This window comes from Streptomyces sp. NPDC107498 (assembly GCF_055582805.1).
On sequence record NZ_JBVJPE010000006.1, the window covers coordinates 71,675 to 86,071 of the forward strand.

The window sequence follows — 14,397 nt, forward strand, 5'->3', positions numbered from 1 at the left end:
GGTACCTCTACCGCTTGGCGTGGCGGCCGCGGGGGCCCGAGGGGTTGGGGGCGCCGGGGGCGTCGTGGTCGCCGTGGGGCGGGTTCTTCCTCGACTGGGCGCGGGCGCGGAGGAGCTCGATCACGACGGGGATCACGGAGATCAGGACGATCCCGACGAGGATCAGCTCGATGTGCTTGTGGACGAACTCGACCTTGCCGAGGGAGGCGCCGAGCAGGGTCACGCCCGCGCCCCACAGCAGGCCGCCGATGAGGTTGAAGATGATGAACGAGCGGTAGTTCATCCTGCTCACGCCGGCGATGATCGGCGTGAAGGTCCGGACGATGGGCACGAAGCGGGCCAGGATCAGCGACTTCGGGCCGTGCTTCTCGAAGAACTCGTGCGCCTTCTCGACGTTCTCCTGCTTGAAGAGCTTGGAGTCGGGGCGCTTGAAGAGGGACGGGCCGACCTTCCGGCCGAAGAGGTAGCCGACCTGGTCGCCGATGACGGCGGCGGCCACCACCAGGGTGCACACCAGCCACAGCGGTGTGTCGAGCTTGCCGGTGGTGACGAGCAGGCCGGTGGTGAAGAGCAGCGAGTCGCCGGGCAGGAAGAACCCGATGAGGAGGCCGGACTCGGCGAAGACGATCACCAGGACACCGATCAGACCAAAGGTCTGGATCAGATAGTCCGGGTCCAGCCAGCTCGGTCCGAGGGCAAGCGTGTTCACGGGTTCCGGGCTCCTGCGGTCGGTGGGGGTGGGGGACGGCTGGCCCCAAGCTATCAACGCGGGCCGCGGGCGCCCGGTTCCACCCGGCTCCCACGGGATGCGGACCCGCCGCGCCGGCCCGAGGCTTGGGGGTCAGGAGGTGCATGCCGATGGGCATCGAGGAGTACGGGGGCGGTCAGGGACCGCGCCCCGACGTGCTGGTCGTGACGACGAACGACGTGCCGGGTTTCGAGGTGCGGCAGGTGATCGGTGAGGTCTTCGGGCTCACCGTCCGCTCCCGCCATCTGGGCAGCCAGATCGGGGCGGGGCTGAAGTCGATGGTCGGCGGTGAGCTGAAGGGTCTGACGAAGACCCTCGTGCAGACCCGCAACCAGGCGATGGAGCGCCTGGTGGAGCAGGCCGCGGCGCGCGGCGCGAACGCCGTGCTCATGTTCCGCTTCGACGTGACGGAAGCGGCGGACGTGGGCACGGAGGTCTGCGCGTACGGCACGGCAGTGGTGATCGCGCCGCGCGCCTGAGGTCGCCGGGACCGGGTCCGTCAGGCGGCCCTGCGGTCGGCGTCGGCCCGGACGGCCTCCCGCAGGTGCTCGGGGAGGCCCGTGTGGATCGACGCGTAGAACGCGTGGAAGTTCTCGTCGGCGACGTACGTCTCGGCGAGCTCCACGCGGGTCCTGGGGTGGCAGTCGAAGAACCGGGCGGTGAGGTGGCGGCGGTGGGCCTCGGCGAGGTCCACCGCCTCCTCGGAGCGCGGGTCCCGGCCCTCGTCCATCAGGGCGGCGTAGGCGGCGCCCCAGGCGTCCACCTCGTCCTTCATCCGCTGCCAGTCCTCCTTGCCGTACGCGGCGGCGCGGGCCCGTGCCCGTTCGTGGGAGTGGGAGCCGCCCCAGCGGCGGGCGGTCTCGGCCGCGAACCGTTCGGGGTCCTTGTCCCCGAAGACCTCGAACTTCTCCTCGGGCGTGAGGTTGATGCCCGTCTTCTTCGCCTCCATGGCGTGCTCGACGGCCGCCGCCATCCTCTGGAGCTCGCCGACGGAGTAGCCCATCGGCCGTCCGCCCCTTCTCCGTCGGTACGCCGTTCAGCCTGGGTCCTGACGCGACGTGAGGTGCACGTGCCGGCCCGGGTGCCGTTCTCGCCTCCGCCCCGCGAGCGATTCGGCAGGGCGTGTTCCTTTTGCGCGCCTATGGTGGGGCGGTGGCCCCCGATCGTGCTCCGTCTCCCGTGGAGGCGCCCGCCCGGCTCCTGCTCCCCCAGATCCTGCCCGCCCTGCTCGTCGGGGTGGCGGCGAGTCTGCTGTTCCTGGGGATCAGCGCCCTCGCCGAGGAGTTCGAGCACGTGCTCTGGAACGACCTGCCGGACGCGCTCGGGATCGGGAACCACTCCGCCCTCTGGACGATCGCCGTGCTCACGGCGGCGGGCGTCGCCGTGGGCCTCGTCGTGTGGAAGGTTCCCGGCCACGCCGGACCCGATCCGGCCTCCGAAGGGCTCGGCGGGGCGCCGCTCGCCCCCGGGGTGGTGCCGGGGCTGCTGCTGGCGAGCACCCTCACGCTGGCCGGCGGCGTCAGCCTCGGTCCCGAGAACCCGATCATCGCCACCAACATCGCCCTCACCTTCTGGCTCGGCCGCAGGGCGGCGCCGACCGTGCCGGGCGCGGCCTGGGTCGCGCTCGCCTCGGCCGCCACCATCGGCGCCCTCTTCGGCACCCCCGTGGCGGCCGCCCTCGTCCTCTCCGAGGCGATGGTGGGGCAGCCGGGCCGAGGCTCCCTCTGGGACCGGCTCTTCGCCCCGCTCGTCGCCGCCGGCGCCGGCGCGACGACGACCCAGCTGGTCTCCGAGCCGAGTTTCGACGTGGGGCTCCCGCCGCTGACCGAACCCGGTCTCGTCGACCTCCTCGCCGCCCTGACGATCGCCTCCGCCGCGGCCCTCTTCGGCCTCGTCTCCTGCTACCTCTTCCCCCACGTGCACGCCGCCTTCCGGCGCCTGCGGCACCCCATGCTGATGCTGCCCCTGGGCGGCCTCGTCCTCGGCCTGCTGGGCGCCCTCGGCGGGCCGGAGACCCTCTTCAAGGGCCTGGCGGAGACCAAGGAGCTCGCCTCCTCGGTCGGCGGCTGGTCCTCCGGAGAACTCGCCACGTTCGCCGTCGTCAAACTCCTCGCCCTCGTCGTCGCCGCCTCCTGCGGCTTCCGGGGCGGCCGGATCTTCCCCGCCGTCTTCATCGGGGCCGCGTTCGGACTGCTCGCGCAGGCCCTCGTCCCCGAGGTCCAGCCGGCCGTCGCCGTCTCCTCCGCCGTCCTCGGCGTCCTGCTCGCCACCACCCGGCAGGGCTGGATCAGCCTCTTCACGGGCACCGCCCTCGCCGCCTCGCCCGCGGTGCTCGCCCTGCTCTGCCTGGCCTCGCTGCCCGCCTGGCTGATCGTCACCGGGCGCCCGCAGCTCCAACTCGACCACCGGGGCGACGCCCTGCGCTGACCGCCCGGACCACGCCGGCGCGAGGCCCGCCAGGGGTGCGCGTACGGGTCCCCCTCGGCCTGCGGGTGCGCGTACGGGTTCTCCTCGGCCTGCGGGTGCGCGTGCCGGGTCCCCCTCGCCCTACGGGTGCGCGTACGGGTCCTCCTCCTGCGGATGCGCGTACGGGTTCTCCTCGCCCTCCGCGAGCACCCCCACGAAGGGCTCGCCCTCGCCCGCGAACACGTACGCCCCGGCTTCGATCCGCTCGATCAGGCCCCGCGTCCACTCCTTGCCGGCGTCCGCCGAATGGACCCAGAAGTGCATGATCTCGCCGATGTGCCCGAGCTGTCCGGGCCCGCCCTCCGGCGTGTAGTACCCGGTGACCTCCGCCCGCCACTCGTCGAGCCCCCGCACCCGCCGGCGCAGCAGCTCCACGGCCTCCCCGCGGGGCAGGTCCACCATGAAGCCGAGAGCCGCCGACAGGACGTCCGCCTTCTGGTCGTGCGTGGTCAGCGCCCCGCGCAGCAGCGCGAAGTACTCCTCCGTGCCGGCCTCCGTCAGCTCGTACTCGACCCTCGGCGGCCCGCCCACCGTGCTCGGCGCGACCTCGTGGGCGTGCAGCAGGCCCTGCTTCGCCATCTGCTTCAGCGCGTGGTAGATCGAGCCGGGCTTGGCGTGGGACCACTCGTGCGCGCCCCAGTACTCCAGGTCGTTGCGGACCTGGTAGCCGTGGGCGCGGCCGTGCTGCTTGACCGCGCCCAGGACGAGGAGACGGATCGCCGACATGCGCCCATGTTAGTCAACCTTGACTAAGCGGCGCCGTTCTCCTCCGCGATCAGGTCGAAGGAGCCCTTGCCGTCCAGGGACTCGCGGACGATGTCCGCGTGGCCGGCGTGCCGGCCCATCTCCTGGACCAGGTGCAGCAGCATCCAGCGCACCGACACCCGCCCCTCCTTCGGGAACCAGGGCGCGGGCGGCAGCGGGAAGGTGTCGTCCAGGCTCGGCACGGAGCGGACGAACGCCTCCGTCTGCTCGGCCACGTCCGCCCAGAACCCCAGGACCTGCGGAATCGTCTCGCCGTCGATGAGGCGGAAGGCGTCGCCCCAGGTCTCCTCGGTCCGCTGCCGCTCGTTCGGCTGCTCCTGGGCCAGCCGCAGCCAGTTCAGCTCGACCTCGGCGACGTGCTTGACCAGCCCCGAGAGGCTGAGCTCGCTGGCACTGGGGCGGCTCGCCGCCTGCTCCTCGGTGAGGCCGAGGAGCGAGCGGCGGAGCGCGGCGCGCTGCGCCTCGACGAAGTTGAGGAACGCGCCGCGCTCGTCGCCGGGCTGCTCCGGGGGAACAAGGGCCACCATGATGGGATCCGCCTTCCGTGGCTGTGTTTTTCGACACCGACCACGCTACGGACCCTTGCGGACAACCACTGTCCTAGAAGGGGAACCGGCTGCGGCCGTGCTGGATCGAGATCCACTTCTGGGTGGTGAAGGACTCCACCATCGCCTCGCCGTTGAGCCGCCCCACGCCCGAGTGCTTCTCGCCGCCGAAGGGCACGATCGGCTCGTCGTGCACGGTGCCGTCGTTGATGTGGATCATGCCGGTGTGGATGCGCTTGGCGACCCGTACGCCCCGCTCGACGTCTCCGGTGTGGACGGCGCCGCTGAGCCCGTACGGCGTGTCGTTGGCGATCCGCACGGCCTCCTCCTCGCCGTCGAAGGGCACGATCAGCGCGACCGGGCCGAAGATCTCCTGGCTCAGGACCGGGGCGTCGGCGGCGAGGCCGGTGAGGACGGACGGGGAGACGAGGTTGCCGTCGACCGTGCCGTGCAGCAGGGCGGTCGCGCCGGACGCCACCGTCTGGTCGACGAGCGAGGAGACGGTCTCCGCCTGCTGGGAGTTGATGAGGGGGCCGATGTGGGTGGCGGGGTCGGCCGGGTCGCCGACGCGCAGGGTCCTGACCTTCGCCACGAACTTCTCGGTGAACTCCTCCTCCAGGGTGCGGTCCACCAGGATGCGGTTGGCGGCCATGCAGACCTGGCCCTGGTGCACGAAGCGGCTGAAGACGGCCGCGTCCACCGCGTAGTCGACGTCGGCGTCGTCGAGGACGATCAGGGCGCTGTTGCCGCCGAGTTCGAGGACGGCGTGCTTGAAGTTCTGCGCGCAGACCGTGGCGACGTGGCGGCCGACCTTGTCGGAGCCGGTGAAGGAGATGACCTTCGGGACCGGGTGGGTCAGGAGCGCGTCGCCGATCTCGGCGATGTCCGTGACCACGACGTTCAGCAGGCCGGCCGGCAGACCGGCCTCCTCCAGGACCTTCGCGACCAGCGTGCCGCCGCAGACCGGGGTGTTCTGGTGCGGCTTGAGGACGACGGCGTTGCCGAGCGCGAGCGCGGGCGCGACCGACTTGAGAGAGAGGAGGAAGGGGAAGTTGAAGGGGGAGATGACGCCGACGACGCCGACGGGGACGCGGTAGACCCGGTTCTCCTTGCCGTCGACCGGGGACGGCAGGATGCGGCCCTCGGGGCGCAGCGCCAGCTGGATCGCCTCGCGCAGGAACTCCTTGGCGAGGTGCAGCTCGAAGGCCGCCTTGAGACGGGTGCCGCCGAGCTCGGCGACGATCGTCCCGGCTATCTCCTCCTCGCGGTCCTCGACGATCCGCAGCGCGCGCTCGAAGACGAGCCGGCGGGTGTACGGGTTGGTCTCGGCCCACGCGGTCTGGGCGCGCTCGGCGGCCCGGTAGGCGCGGTCGACCTCGTCGGCGGTCGCGACGGTGATCGACGCCAGCTTCTCCCCCGTGTACGGGTTGAAGTCGATGATGTCCCACGAACCGCTGCCGGGCTTCCACTCGCCGTCGATGTACTGGTGCGCCAGGTCGGTGAAGTGCGACATGGTGGAGACCCCTCTACCCGCTACCTGCAGTGCGACTGTTGTGGCGTCATCGTACTGACGTGTCAGGAGAGTTGGAGGAGTCCTCGGAGGAGGTCCCGGCTTTCGGCCGGATCCGGCCCGTCCTCCTGGAGCTTCTCCATCACCCGCTGGTACTGGGCGACCTCCTCGCGCTTGTCGAGGTAGAGGGCGCTGGTGAGCTGTTCGAGGTAGACGACGTCGGAGAGGTCGGACTCGGGGAAGCTGAGCATCGTGAAGGCGCCGCTCTCCCCGGCATGGCCGCCGAAGCTGAAGGGCATGATCTGGAGCGTGACGCCCGGGTGCTCGGAGATCTCGATGAGGTGCCTCAACTGCCCCCGCATGACCGACCGGTCGCCGTAGGGGCGGCGCAGCGCGGCCTCGTCGAGGACGGCGTGGAACTGCGGGGCGCGCTCGGAGACCAGGATCTTCTGGCGCTCCAGGCGCAGGGCGACCCGGCGGTCGATCTCGGCGCGCGGGGCGTCGGGCATGCCCCGGGTGACGACGGCCTGGGCGTAGGCCTCGGTCTGCAACAGGCCGTGGACGAACTGCACTTCGTAGACGCGGATGAGCGAGGCGGCGCCCTCCAGGCCGATGTACGTCTGGAACCAGCCGGGCAGGACGTCGCCGAAGCTGTGCCACCAGCCGGCGACGTTGGCCTCGCGGGCGAGCCCGAGGAGCGCGCCGCGCTCGGCCTCGTCCCCGACTCCGTAGAGGGTGAGCAGATCCTCGACGTCCCTGGCCTTGAAGCTCACCCGTCCCAACTCCATGCGGCTGATCTTGGATTCGGACGCGCGGATCGAATAACCGGCCGCCTCGCGGGTGATCCCGCGCGACTCGCGCAGTCGCCTCAGCTGGGAGCCCAGCAGGATGCGCCGCACCACGCTCCCGCTCGCTCCGCTCGATTCGCCTGCGGTCACGGCTCTTCGCCTCCCCTTTACGGTGTCGAGCCCCCGTCGAGCCCCGGATTCTGCCATCAAACGCTTCAGCGCGTACACATTCGATTACGGAAAGGCGGCGACTTCCGGGCGTCCGCGCGCACAGTACGGGCACAGTGCGCGCCGATCGCGGAAAGTTCCCCTCATCGGGTGGACGACTTATGCATAGATTCGGCACGTGGGCGGACAGGTCCGGCGCGTGCACGTGCATCTGCCCTTGCATCCCGTGGGCGCATTGGGAACCATGGAGCTCGCGCAGCCGCGTACTCGTTCGTGTTGTCGTGTTGTCGCACCACAGTCGCGATTCCCGGGAGTGCCTCGCATGGGGACGAATGGATCGACCGTGCTCGAGCCGTTACGGCAGGGCCTTCCGCCGATCGATCCCGGCGCCGTCTCCACCTCCGCCTCCTGCGCCCTGCCCGCCCGGTACGAAGCCGTGCGCGGGGCCCGCAAGTTCACCAGCGCCACGCTCGACCGCTGGGAGCTGACGGAGCGCTTCGACGACGTCGCCCTGGTCGTCTCCGAACTCGTCACCAACGCGCTGCGGCACGCCGTGCCCGCCGACGCGCCGCAGGAGGAAGGCCAGAACCCGCCGGTCCGGCTGCACCTGATGCGCTGGGCCTCGCGCCTGGTGTGCGCCGTGCGCGACCCCAGCAGGGAGAGCCCGGAGGCGCGCGGCGGCGAGGAGGACTTCGCCGCCGAGTCGGGGCGCGGGCTGTTCCTGGTGGACTCGTTCAGCGACAGCTGGGGCTGGCACCCGCTCGCCGGGACGCTCCAGGGCAAGGTGGTGTGGGCGCTGTTCCGGATCGGACCGGAGTAGCGACCGCCGTGCGCGGAAGCACGGGGAGCGGTGCGGGGAGCACCCCGGGCGTTCCGGGGAGCACTCCGCACGGTACGCGGGACGGGGGAAGGGCCCCGACGGGAAACCGTCGGGGCCCTTTCCGCGTCTCACACCAGGTGATCGAACTCCCCGTCCTTGACGCCCAGCAGGAGGGCCTCTATCTCCGCGGGCGTGTAGACCAGCGCGGGGCCGTCGGGGTGGCGCGAGTTGCGCACGGCGACGTCGCCCCCCGGCAGCTTGGCGAACTCCACGCACGATCCTTGGGAGTTGCTGTGCCGGCTCTTCTGCCACACGACTCCTCGCAGCTCCGTCGCCGCCATGCCGTTGTACGCGTGATGCGCATGATGCACTGGTAGCTCCCCGAGTTGCTTGGTGCAGGTGTCAACTTCCTCGGATCATAGCTGTGTTCATATGCAGATGCATGAGCAGATGCACGTGCACAGGGGGTGGCGTAGCGGCTACGCGACGGAGAGTCCTACCGGCGGGTACCCCCGCCGGGGCCACGGCCTCGGCAGGGCGGGAGCGGGCTGATCGGCGGGCCCGGGGCGCCCCGCGGGTCAGCCCGCCCGGCCGGGCAGGCCGGCCAGGCGCCTGCCCGCCCGGTCGTACAGCGTCACGGCGTCCTGGTGGCTCGGGGTGCGCGCGTACCAGACGCCCCAGCCCGGGCGGCCCGGCAGTTCGAGCAGGGTGGCGAGGACCGTGCGCCCCCCGGCCCCGGTGAGCTCGACGCGGCCCGCCTTCCTCGTCCCGTAGTAGAGGCCCGAGTGGAACACGCCCGTCCCGCCGCCCTCGCTGCCCTCGCTCTGGTGACTGACGCCGGGCACCGATGCGTCGATGTTGCCGTCGGTCACGCTGCGGAAGTTCTCGAGGCCGTCCGGGTCCGTCCAGTGCTTGCCGTCCTCCGTCAGCCACACCGCGTACCCCCGTCCCGCGTCCACGCGCTCGTCCCGGGCCACGACCCGTACCGGGGGCGGGGCCTGCGTCGGACGGACGGTCGGCGCCGAGGTCCGGACGGCGCTCGGCGGGGCGGCGACGGGAGCGGGCGCCGACGGGGAGGGCCGTACGGGAACCAGGGCGACGACCCCCGCCACGGCCGCCGCGGCGCCGAGCACCGAGAGCGCGGACAGGCCCGCCGTACGGCGCCGCCGCCGCGCCCGGCCCGCCTGCCGGACGGCGGCCAGCGGCACCGGGCCCGGGGTCACGTCGAGGGCGGCCCTCGCGAACGCCGCCCGGACCTCGCTCTCGCCGGGGTCGGACGGGGGGCGGCCGGGGCCCGGCGGAGGCGTGGGGTTCATCGTCGGGCTCCGGAAGAGGCGGGGAGAGCAGGAGAAGGGCAGGAGCGGGCGGGCGCGGCGGCGGGGGGCGGGGAGGCGGGCTCGGCGGCGAGGGAGGGGTGGGCGCGCAGCGCCGCCAGGCCGCGCCGGGCGTGGGACTTGACCGTGCCGAGCGAGCAGCCGAGCACGCTCGCGATCTGCGGCTCGGTCAGGTCCTCCCAGTAGCGGAGCACCATCACGGCCCGCTGCCGGACGGTGAGGTCCGCCAGCGCGGCGAGGAGCGCGGTCCGTTCCTCGACCGTCTCCGCGTGGCCCGCCGAGGTGTGGCGGAGCGACTCCGGCAGTACCGGCGTCAGAAGGTGGGCGACCCGCTTGCGGCGGATCCTGCTCAGGTTGTTGTTGATCAGCGAGCGGCGCACGTAGAGGTCGATCTCGGCGCGCGGGACCCGCCGCCAGCGCCCGTGGACCTTGGCCAGCGTCGTCTGCACCAGGTCCTCGGCCTCGTGGAAGTCCCCGGTCAGGAGCTGCGCCGTGCGCACCAGCCGGGGCCAGGCGGCGACGGCGAACTCGGCGAAGCCGTCGTCCTCGGTGGCGGACTCCTGCGGCACGGTGTCGTTCCTCGCGATCGGTCGGTGGCTCGGTGGGAAGGGGATGGGTGGGGTGGGGCCTGCCCCGTGCCGGGCCCCACCCCGGTCTGTGTCGTACGCCGGTCAGGGCTTCCGGCCGCCCGGCAGGTCGGCCAGGAGCTTGCCCGAACGGTCGTACAGCGCCACGGCCGGGGTGCCCCCGGACGGCGCCGTGTGGACGTACCAGACGCCCCAGTCGGCGTGGCCCTTCAGGGCGACGAGCGTGGCCACGGCCCTGTGTCCCTCGGCATCGGTCAGTTCGACGCGGCCCGCCCGCCTCGTCCCGTAGTAGAGGCCCGAGTGGAACACGCCCGTCCCGCCGCCCTCGCTCTGGTGACTGACGCCGGGCCGCGAGCGGTCGATGTTGCCGTCGACCACGCTGCGGAAGTTCTCGAAGCCGTCCGGGTCCGTCCAGTGCTTGCCGTCCTCCGTCAGCCACACCGTGAATCCCCGCCCCGCGTCCACGCGCTCGCCGGAGCGGACCGTACGGATCCGGGCGGGGGCGGGGGCGTCGGGGGCGGCGGCGGGCTTGGCGGCGGGCGCGGCGATCGGCCCGAGGGCGGAGGTGGCGGTGGGACCGGCGGGAGTCGCGGAGGACGCGCCCACGGCCGCCGGGGCCGCGATCACCACGGCGGTCACGACACCGGCCGCCGCCGACAGGTACTTCTTCATCCGGTCGCTCCTGGGATCTCCGGGGGACGCGACCGTTCGCGCCCCTCACCCCTTCCAACTCCGCCGCACCCCCCGTCGGATGACACGCCGACGGTCTCATCCGGACCGGGTCGACGCCATGAGGGCCGTCGTGAGCTCCTCCAGGCGTTCCAGGAGCAGGACGGCGCCCTTGTGGAGCAGGAAGTGGTCCGGCGGTTCGGCCGACCACGCCGCGAGCGTCTCGCGCAGGTCGTCCCAGTGCGGCTCCCTGCGCTCCCGCACCTCCTTCGCACCCCGCTCCGTCGACCGGCGCAGGGACTCGGCGAGGGGCGCCGCCGCGGGCACGGGCGGGGCGCCGCGCTCCGGCAGGTGCGCCTCCAGGAGCATCGCCACCCGGCCGAACTCCGCGAGCGCGTGCTCGGCCTGCTCCGCCGCCGCGTGCGAGAGCCCCCGGTGCCGCACCGGTTCGTGGGTCGCCCGGGCCACCGCCTCCTGCCAGGCGACCCGGGCCGCGCGGGTCCTCAGGAGCGCCTCCCGCACGTCGGGGCTGGTGGGGCCGACCGGATCGGCGTACCGGGCGGTGACGACGGCCGCGAACGCGCCGACCGACGCCAGCCAGTCCGCGAGCCGGCCGCGCAGCCGGGGCGTCTCCCAGGCCGGGTAAAGGGCGTACGACAGCATCGCGAGGACCCCGCCGAGCAGGGTCAGCAGGACCCGCTCCCGCACGGTCTGGGTCAGGCCGGCGCCGTCCATGCCGAGCAGGAAGACGACGTACGCGGAGACGAAGGTCTGCCCGGCCGCGTACCCCGTCCGCATCAGCAGGTACATCCCGAACGCGCACACCACCGCGAGGGCGGCCGACAGGTACGTGCCCGGGTGCGCCGACCGGACGACCGCCGTCGCCAGCGCCACCCCGACCAGGGTGCCGCCGAAGCGGGCCACCGAGCGCGCGTACGTCTGCGAGAAGTCCGGGCGCATCACCATCACCGAGGCCATCGGGGCCCAGTAGCCGTGTCCGAAGGGCAGCCACGTGCCCAGCAGGTAGCCGACGGCCGTGACCGCCGAGACGCGGACCGCGTGCCGCAGGACCGGGGAGTCGGGGCGCAGCTCGGCGCGCACCTCCGCCACGACGACCGGCGCGAGCCGGAGGAGGGTGGGACGGGTGCGGGTCCGCACCGTCCCCGGGGCCCCTGGCGCCTCCGGTCCTTCCGGTACCTCCGGTCCTACCGATGCCTCCGGTCCTTCCGGTGTCTCCGTGCGGGGGTCCGCCGTCTCGACGACGTCGCCGAGCAGCGCCGTCAGCCGGAGGGCCGCCCGGCGGGACGGGCCCTTGAGGATCGCGCCGGTGTCCGGGGTGCGCAGGGCGGCGAGGGCGGGCGGCGGCGGCGTCACCGGTTCGCCGTGCCGGATCGCGTGCGCGGCGGCGTCCAGGACTTCGGCCGCCGCGCCGAGCAGCTCCCGCACCCGGGCCCGTTCCCGCCCCTCCTCCGGCACGCCGACCGCGGGGTCCGCGAGCGAGGCGAGCACCGGACGGATCCGCTCCGCGAGCCCCCGCGCCCCGTGCAGTTCCGCCGGGCGGGTACGGGCCTGGCGGGGCGTCACGGCGGCGGCGCTCCGTGCCGTCATGAGCGGTACGGGGTCGAACGGCGCGACCGGATCGTGGCGCAGCCGGCGGGCGTAGTCCGCCTCCGCGGCGAGCGCGTCCGCGAGGGCGTCGCGCTGGGCGCCCCAGCGGCGGACGGGGAGGAGGACGACGAGTGCGGCCTGGACGACACCGCCCGCGAAGATCATGACGGCGTGGCCGGCGGCGGTGGCGACGGAGGTCGGGAGCGTGACCGTCACCAGCATGATCGCCACGTTGGAGGAGGCGATGATGCCGGCGGTCGGGCCCGAGGCCCAGGCCAGGCCCGACAGGAACGTCCAGAAGAGCAGCAGGACGAGGAAGAGGCCGTCGTGGGCGCCCGTGAGGTAGCCGAGGAACGTCGAGACGGCGAGGCTGGCGCCGGAGGCCAGGGCGAGGGTGGGGCGGGAGCGCCAGGAGCGCTGGAAGGTGGCGATGGCCGCCTGGAAGGCGCCGAAGGCGGAGGAGGCGGCGACGGCGGGGCCGAAGAACGCGAGGGAGAGGCCGACGACCAGGGCGAGGCCGAGGGCCGCGCGGGCCGCGACGACGGGTTCGAGCCGCCGCCGCTCGACGGTGAGCCCGGAGCGGGCGGTCTCCTTCAGCGCCCGGAGCCAGCTCATGCTCCAGAGCGTATCCACGAACCTGACCGAAACGCCCCCTGACGTCCCGTTTCGACCTCTTGCCGGGCCGGGGTGCGGGCAAGGGGCAGCGCGGCCCGCACCGGGGCAGCGCGGCCCGCACCGGGGCAGCGCGGCCCGCACCGGGGCAGCGCGGCCCGCACCGGGGCAGCGCGGCCCGCACCGGGGGGTGGCGCGGTCCGCGTCGGGCCCGGCGGGGTTACGGCAGGTGGGGGCGGTGCGGATGGAGCCCGGCGGCGTCCGCGGCCGTCGCCCCGTGGTTCCAGCCCGCCTCGTCCCACGCCGCCCGCACCCGCGTCGCCCTGGTCTCCGGGAAGAGCTCGTCCGTGCGGGCCGACACCGCGACCTCGCGCGACGCGAGGGCCGGGAGGAGCGTCGGGGCCTCGGCCGCCACCCGGCGCGACGTCGCCGAGAGCCGGGCGCCGAGCCGGTTCGCGTACGCGAGGAGGAACGACTGCCGGAACGACTTCGTGCGCTTGCGGCCGCCCGCCCGCTGCTCCGCCTCCGCCCGCGTCATCGCCGCGGTGCCCTGGACCAGGAGCGAGGTGTAGAGCAGCTCCACCGGGTCCAGGTCCGCCTCGAAGCCGACGACCGTCGAGAAGCCGTACGCCTCGTTCCACACGGCCCGGCAGTGGTTCGCCGTCGCCACCGCGTCGAGCAGGATCGCCTTCGCCTGCTCGTACGGCGGTTCCACCCCGATCCGGATCGCGCCCGGCGTCTCCGGGGACGGCGCGCCCGCCGCGAGCGTGGCCTCGTCCAGGCTGTGCCGCGCCATCAGTTCCTGCGCCTTCGCGGTGAGCGCCTCCGCCTCCTCCGGGTATCCGGTCGCCTCCGCCTTCGCGAGCAGCGCCCTGATCCGGGTGAGCATCCGGGGCTCGCCCGCCGCCGCGGGCGGCAGGGCCTCCCCGGGGACGGGCCCCACCGCGTCCAGGCGCGGCAGCCGGACGAGCAGCCGGTACAGCTCCAGGGCGGTCGTCGCCTGCGAGAAGCGGTCCGCCGGGCGTCCGCCCTCGGGGTCCAGTGCGTCGATCTGCGCCTGCCAGCGGTGCGGCAGCCGCCCGTACCCGGCCGTCTCCGCCCTGACGAGGACGGACAGGAGCCGTACGTGCTCGTCCGCGAGCTCCCGGCGCACCGTGCGGACCAGGTCCGCCGGCTGCCAGCCCCGCACCCACAGCGTCCGCACGAACTCCTCGCCCCGCCGGGCCAGTTCCGCGTCCGCGCCCCGGTCGGCGGCGAGCAGCGAGGCCGCCGTGTCGAGGGAGCCGTCGTCGCTCGCGTACAGCGCCTCGAAGGCCCTGTCGATGGTGCTGCCGCCGCTCACGCCGTGTCCCTCGCGTCCCATTCCTCGCGCGACCGGGCGATCACCGCGCGGTGGTCGAGCGACCAGTCGACCAGCTGCTTGATGAGGTGGGTCATGCTGTGGCCGGTCCCGGTCAGCGCGTACTCCACCTGCGGCGGAGTCGTCGGATGCACCGTCCGCGAGACCAGCCCGTCCCGTTCGAGCCGGCGCAGCGTGAGCGTGAGCATCCGCTGCGAGACGCCGGTGACGAGCCGCTGGAGCTCCCTGAACCGCCTCGGCCCGGCGGCCAGTTCGACGACGACGTGCACCGTCCACTTGTCGCCGAGCCGGTCCTGGACGTCCCGCACCCCGCAGTCCTCGGCACAGCTGACCAAGGGCCCGGTGGTTACCTCCGTGTGCCCCTCTGACATCAATGTGCCTCCTTCCGCACTCCTGTACGTCCCGTCACGATGGTCT

The 14,397-nt window shown here is 73.4% G+C and carries 16 protein-coding genes; 3 read left to right on the forward strand and 13 right to left on the reverse strand.

Annotation, left to right across the window (positions count from 1 at the left end; genetic code table 11):
* Window positions 1–7: 7 nt before the first annotated feature.
* A complete protein-coding gene (locus ACZ66Z_RS12905; protein WP_469934007.1) occupies window positions 8–709 on the reverse strand; it encodes a DedA family protein in 702 nt (233 codons plus the stop codon).
* Between the two features lie 149 nt (window positions 710–858).
* Here ACZ66Z_RS12905 and ACZ66Z_RS12910 point away from each other — a divergent pair, with 149 nt between their 5' ends.
* Window positions 859–1,227 (forward strand): YbjQ family protein, encoded by a 369-nt coding sequence (locus tag ACZ66Z_RS12910; protein ID WP_469934261.1) that lies wholly within the window; start codon window positions 859–861, stop codon window positions 1,225–1,227.
* A 20-nt stretch (window positions 1,228–1,247) separates the two neighbouring features.
* Here the strand turns inward: ACZ66Z_RS12910 and ACZ66Z_RS12915 are convergent, their stop codons facing one another.
* Window positions 1,248–1,751, reverse strand: coding sequence for a TipAS antibiotic-recognition domain-containing protein (locus ACZ66Z_RS12915; protein ID WP_469934008.1), 504 nt, complete (start codon window positions 1,749–1,751; stop codon window positions 1,248–1,250).
* A gap of 149 nt (window positions 1,752–1,900) precedes the next feature.
* On the opposite strand from ACZ66Z_RS12915, the gene ACZ66Z_RS12920 reads away from it, so the two are divergent.
* Entirely contained in the window at window positions 1,901–3,175 is a 1,275-nt protein-coding gene (locus tag ACZ66Z_RS12920; RefSeq protein ID WP_469934009.1) for an ion channel protein, read from the forward strand.
* Window positions 3,176–3,295: 120 nt separating this feature from the next.
* Here the strand turns inward: ACZ66Z_RS12920 and ACZ66Z_RS12925 are convergent, their stop codons facing one another.
* From ACZ66Z_RS12925 to ACZ66Z_RS12940, 4 genes are all read right to left on the reverse strand, one after another.
* On the reverse strand, window positions 3,296–3,940 hold the full coding sequence (locus ACZ66Z_RS12925) for a PadR family transcriptional regulator (protein ID WP_469934010.1): 645 nt from the start codon (window positions 3,938–3,940) through the stop codon (window positions 3,296–3,298).
* 23 nt (window positions 3,941–3,963) lie between these two features.
* Window positions 3,964–4,506, reverse strand: a complete 543-nt coding sequence (locus tag ACZ66Z_RS12930) for a DinB family protein (protein ID WP_469934011.1) — start codon at window positions 4,504–4,506, stop codon at window positions 3,964–3,966.
* Between the two features lie 73 nt (window positions 4,507–4,579).
* Window positions 4,580–6,037, reverse strand: coding sequence for an aldehyde dehydrogenase family protein (locus ACZ66Z_RS12935; protein ID WP_469934012.1), 1,458 nt, complete (start codon window positions 6,035–6,037; stop codon window positions 4,580–4,582).
* 62 nt (window positions 6,038–6,099) lie between these two features.
* Window positions 6,100–6,972 (reverse strand): helix-turn-helix domain-containing protein, encoded by an 873-nt coding sequence (locus ACZ66Z_RS12940; protein ID WP_469934013.1) that lies wholly within the window; start codon window positions 6,970–6,972, stop codon window positions 6,100–6,102.
* A 340-nt stretch (window positions 6,973–7,312) separates the two neighbouring features.
* On the opposite strand from ACZ66Z_RS12940, the gene ACZ66Z_RS12945 reads away from it, so the two are divergent.
* Window positions 7,313–7,810 carry an ATP-binding protein gene (locus ACZ66Z_RS12945; protein ID WP_189803263.1) on the forward strand — a complete coding sequence of 166 codons (498 nt, stop codon included), beginning with the start codon at window positions 7,313–7,315 and terminating at the stop codon, window positions 7,808–7,810.
* 128 nt (window positions 7,811–7,938) lie between these two features.
* Here ACZ66Z_RS12945 and ACZ66Z_RS12950 read toward each other — a convergent pair whose 3' ends face one another.
* The 7 genes from ACZ66Z_RS12950 to ACZ66Z_RS12980 all read right to left on the reverse strand — a co-directional run bounded on the left by ACZ66Z_RS12950 (window position 7,939) and on the right by ACZ66Z_RS12980 (window position 14,351).
* Window positions 7,939–8,151: a DUF397 domain-containing protein gene (locus ACZ66Z_RS12950; protein ID WP_063992029.1), complete on the reverse strand. Its 213-nt coding sequence runs from the start codon at window positions 8,149–8,151 to the stop codon at window positions 7,939–7,941.
* A gap of 237 nt (window positions 8,152–8,388) precedes the next feature.
* Window positions 8,389–9,126 (reverse strand): hypothetical protein, encoded by a 738-nt coding sequence (locus ACZ66Z_RS12955; RefSeq protein ID WP_469934014.1) that lies wholly within the window; start codon window positions 9,124–9,126, stop codon window positions 8,389–8,391.
* Window positions 9,123–9,713, reverse strand: a complete 591-nt coding sequence (locus ACZ66Z_RS12960; protein WP_469934015.1) for a SigE family RNA polymerase sigma factor — start codon at window positions 9,711–9,713, stop codon at window positions 9,123–9,125. Before ACZ66Z_RS12960 ends, ACZ66Z_RS12955 begins: the two co-directional genes overlap by 4 nt.
* A 102-nt stretch (window positions 9,714–9,815) precedes the next feature.
* Window positions 9,816–10,403, reverse strand: a complete 588-nt coding sequence (locus ACZ66Z_RS12965) for a hypothetical protein (RefSeq protein ID WP_469934016.1) — start codon at window positions 10,401–10,403, stop codon at window positions 9,816–9,818.
* 96 nt (window positions 10,404–10,499) lie between these two features.
* Window positions 10,500–12,623 (reverse strand): FUSC family protein, encoded by a 2,124-nt coding sequence (locus ACZ66Z_RS12970; RefSeq protein ID WP_469934017.1) that lies wholly within the window; start codon window positions 12,621–12,623, stop codon window positions 10,500–10,502.
* A 217-nt stretch (window positions 12,624–12,840) separates the two neighbouring features.
* Window positions 12,841–13,962, reverse strand: coding sequence for a DUF2786 domain-containing protein (locus ACZ66Z_RS12975; protein WP_469934018.1), 1,122 nt, complete (start codon window positions 13,960–13,962; stop codon window positions 12,841–12,843).
* Window positions 13,959–14,351, reverse strand: a complete 393-nt coding sequence (locus tag ACZ66Z_RS12980; protein ID WP_469934019.1) for a winged helix-turn-helix transcriptional regulator — start codon at window positions 14,349–14,351, stop codon at window positions 13,959–13,961. Before ACZ66Z_RS12980 ends, ACZ66Z_RS12975 begins: the two co-directional genes overlap by 4 nt.
* Between the last annotated feature and the right edge of the window lie 46 nt (window positions 14,352–14,397).

Coding starts and splice junctions, on each gene's coding strand:
- ACZ66Z_RS12910 (WP_469934261.1), top strand. CDS start 859: ATGGGCATCGAGGAGTACGGGGGCGGTCAGGGACCGCGCCCCGACGTG.
- ACZ66Z_RS12915 (WP_469934008.1), bottom strand. CDS start 1,751: ATGGGCTACTCCGTCGGCGAGCTCCAGAGGATGGCGGCGGCCGTCGAG.
- ACZ66Z_RS12925 (WP_469934010.1), bottom strand. CDS start 3,940: ATGTCGGCGATCCGTCTCCTCGTCCTGGGCGCGGTCAAGCAGCACGGC.
- ACZ66Z_RS12930 (WP_469934011.1), bottom strand. CDS start 4,506: ATGGTGGCCCTTGTTCCCCCGGAGCAGCCCGGCGACGAGCGCGGCGCG.
- ACZ66Z_RS12935 (WP_469934012.1), bottom strand. CDS start 6,037: ATGTCGCACTTCACCGACCTGGCGCACCAGTACATCGACGGCGAGTGG.
- ACZ66Z_RS12945 (WP_189803263.1), top strand. CDS start 7,313: ATGGGGACGAATGGATCGACCGTGCTCGAGCCGTTACGGCAGGGCCTT.
- ACZ66Z_RS12950 (WP_063992029.1), bottom strand. CDS start 8,151: ATGGCGGCGACGGAGCTGCGAGGAGTCGTGTGGCAGAAGAGCCGGCAC.
- ACZ66Z_RS12955 (WP_469934014.1), bottom strand. CDS start 9,126: ATGAACCCCACGCCTCCGCCGGGCCCCGGCCGCCCCCCGTCCGACCCC.
- ACZ66Z_RS12965 (WP_469934016.1), bottom strand. CDS start 10,403: ATGAAGAAGTACCTGTCGGCGGCGGCCGGTGTCGTGACCGCCGTGGTG.
- ACZ66Z_RS12970 (WP_469934017.1), bottom strand. CDS start 12,623: ATGAGCTGGCTCCGGGCGCTGAAGGAGACCGCCCGCTCCGGGCTCACC.
- ACZ66Z_RS12980 (WP_469934019.1), bottom strand. CDS start 14,351: ATGTCAGAGGGGCACACGGAGGTAACCACCGGGCCCTTGGTCAGCTGT.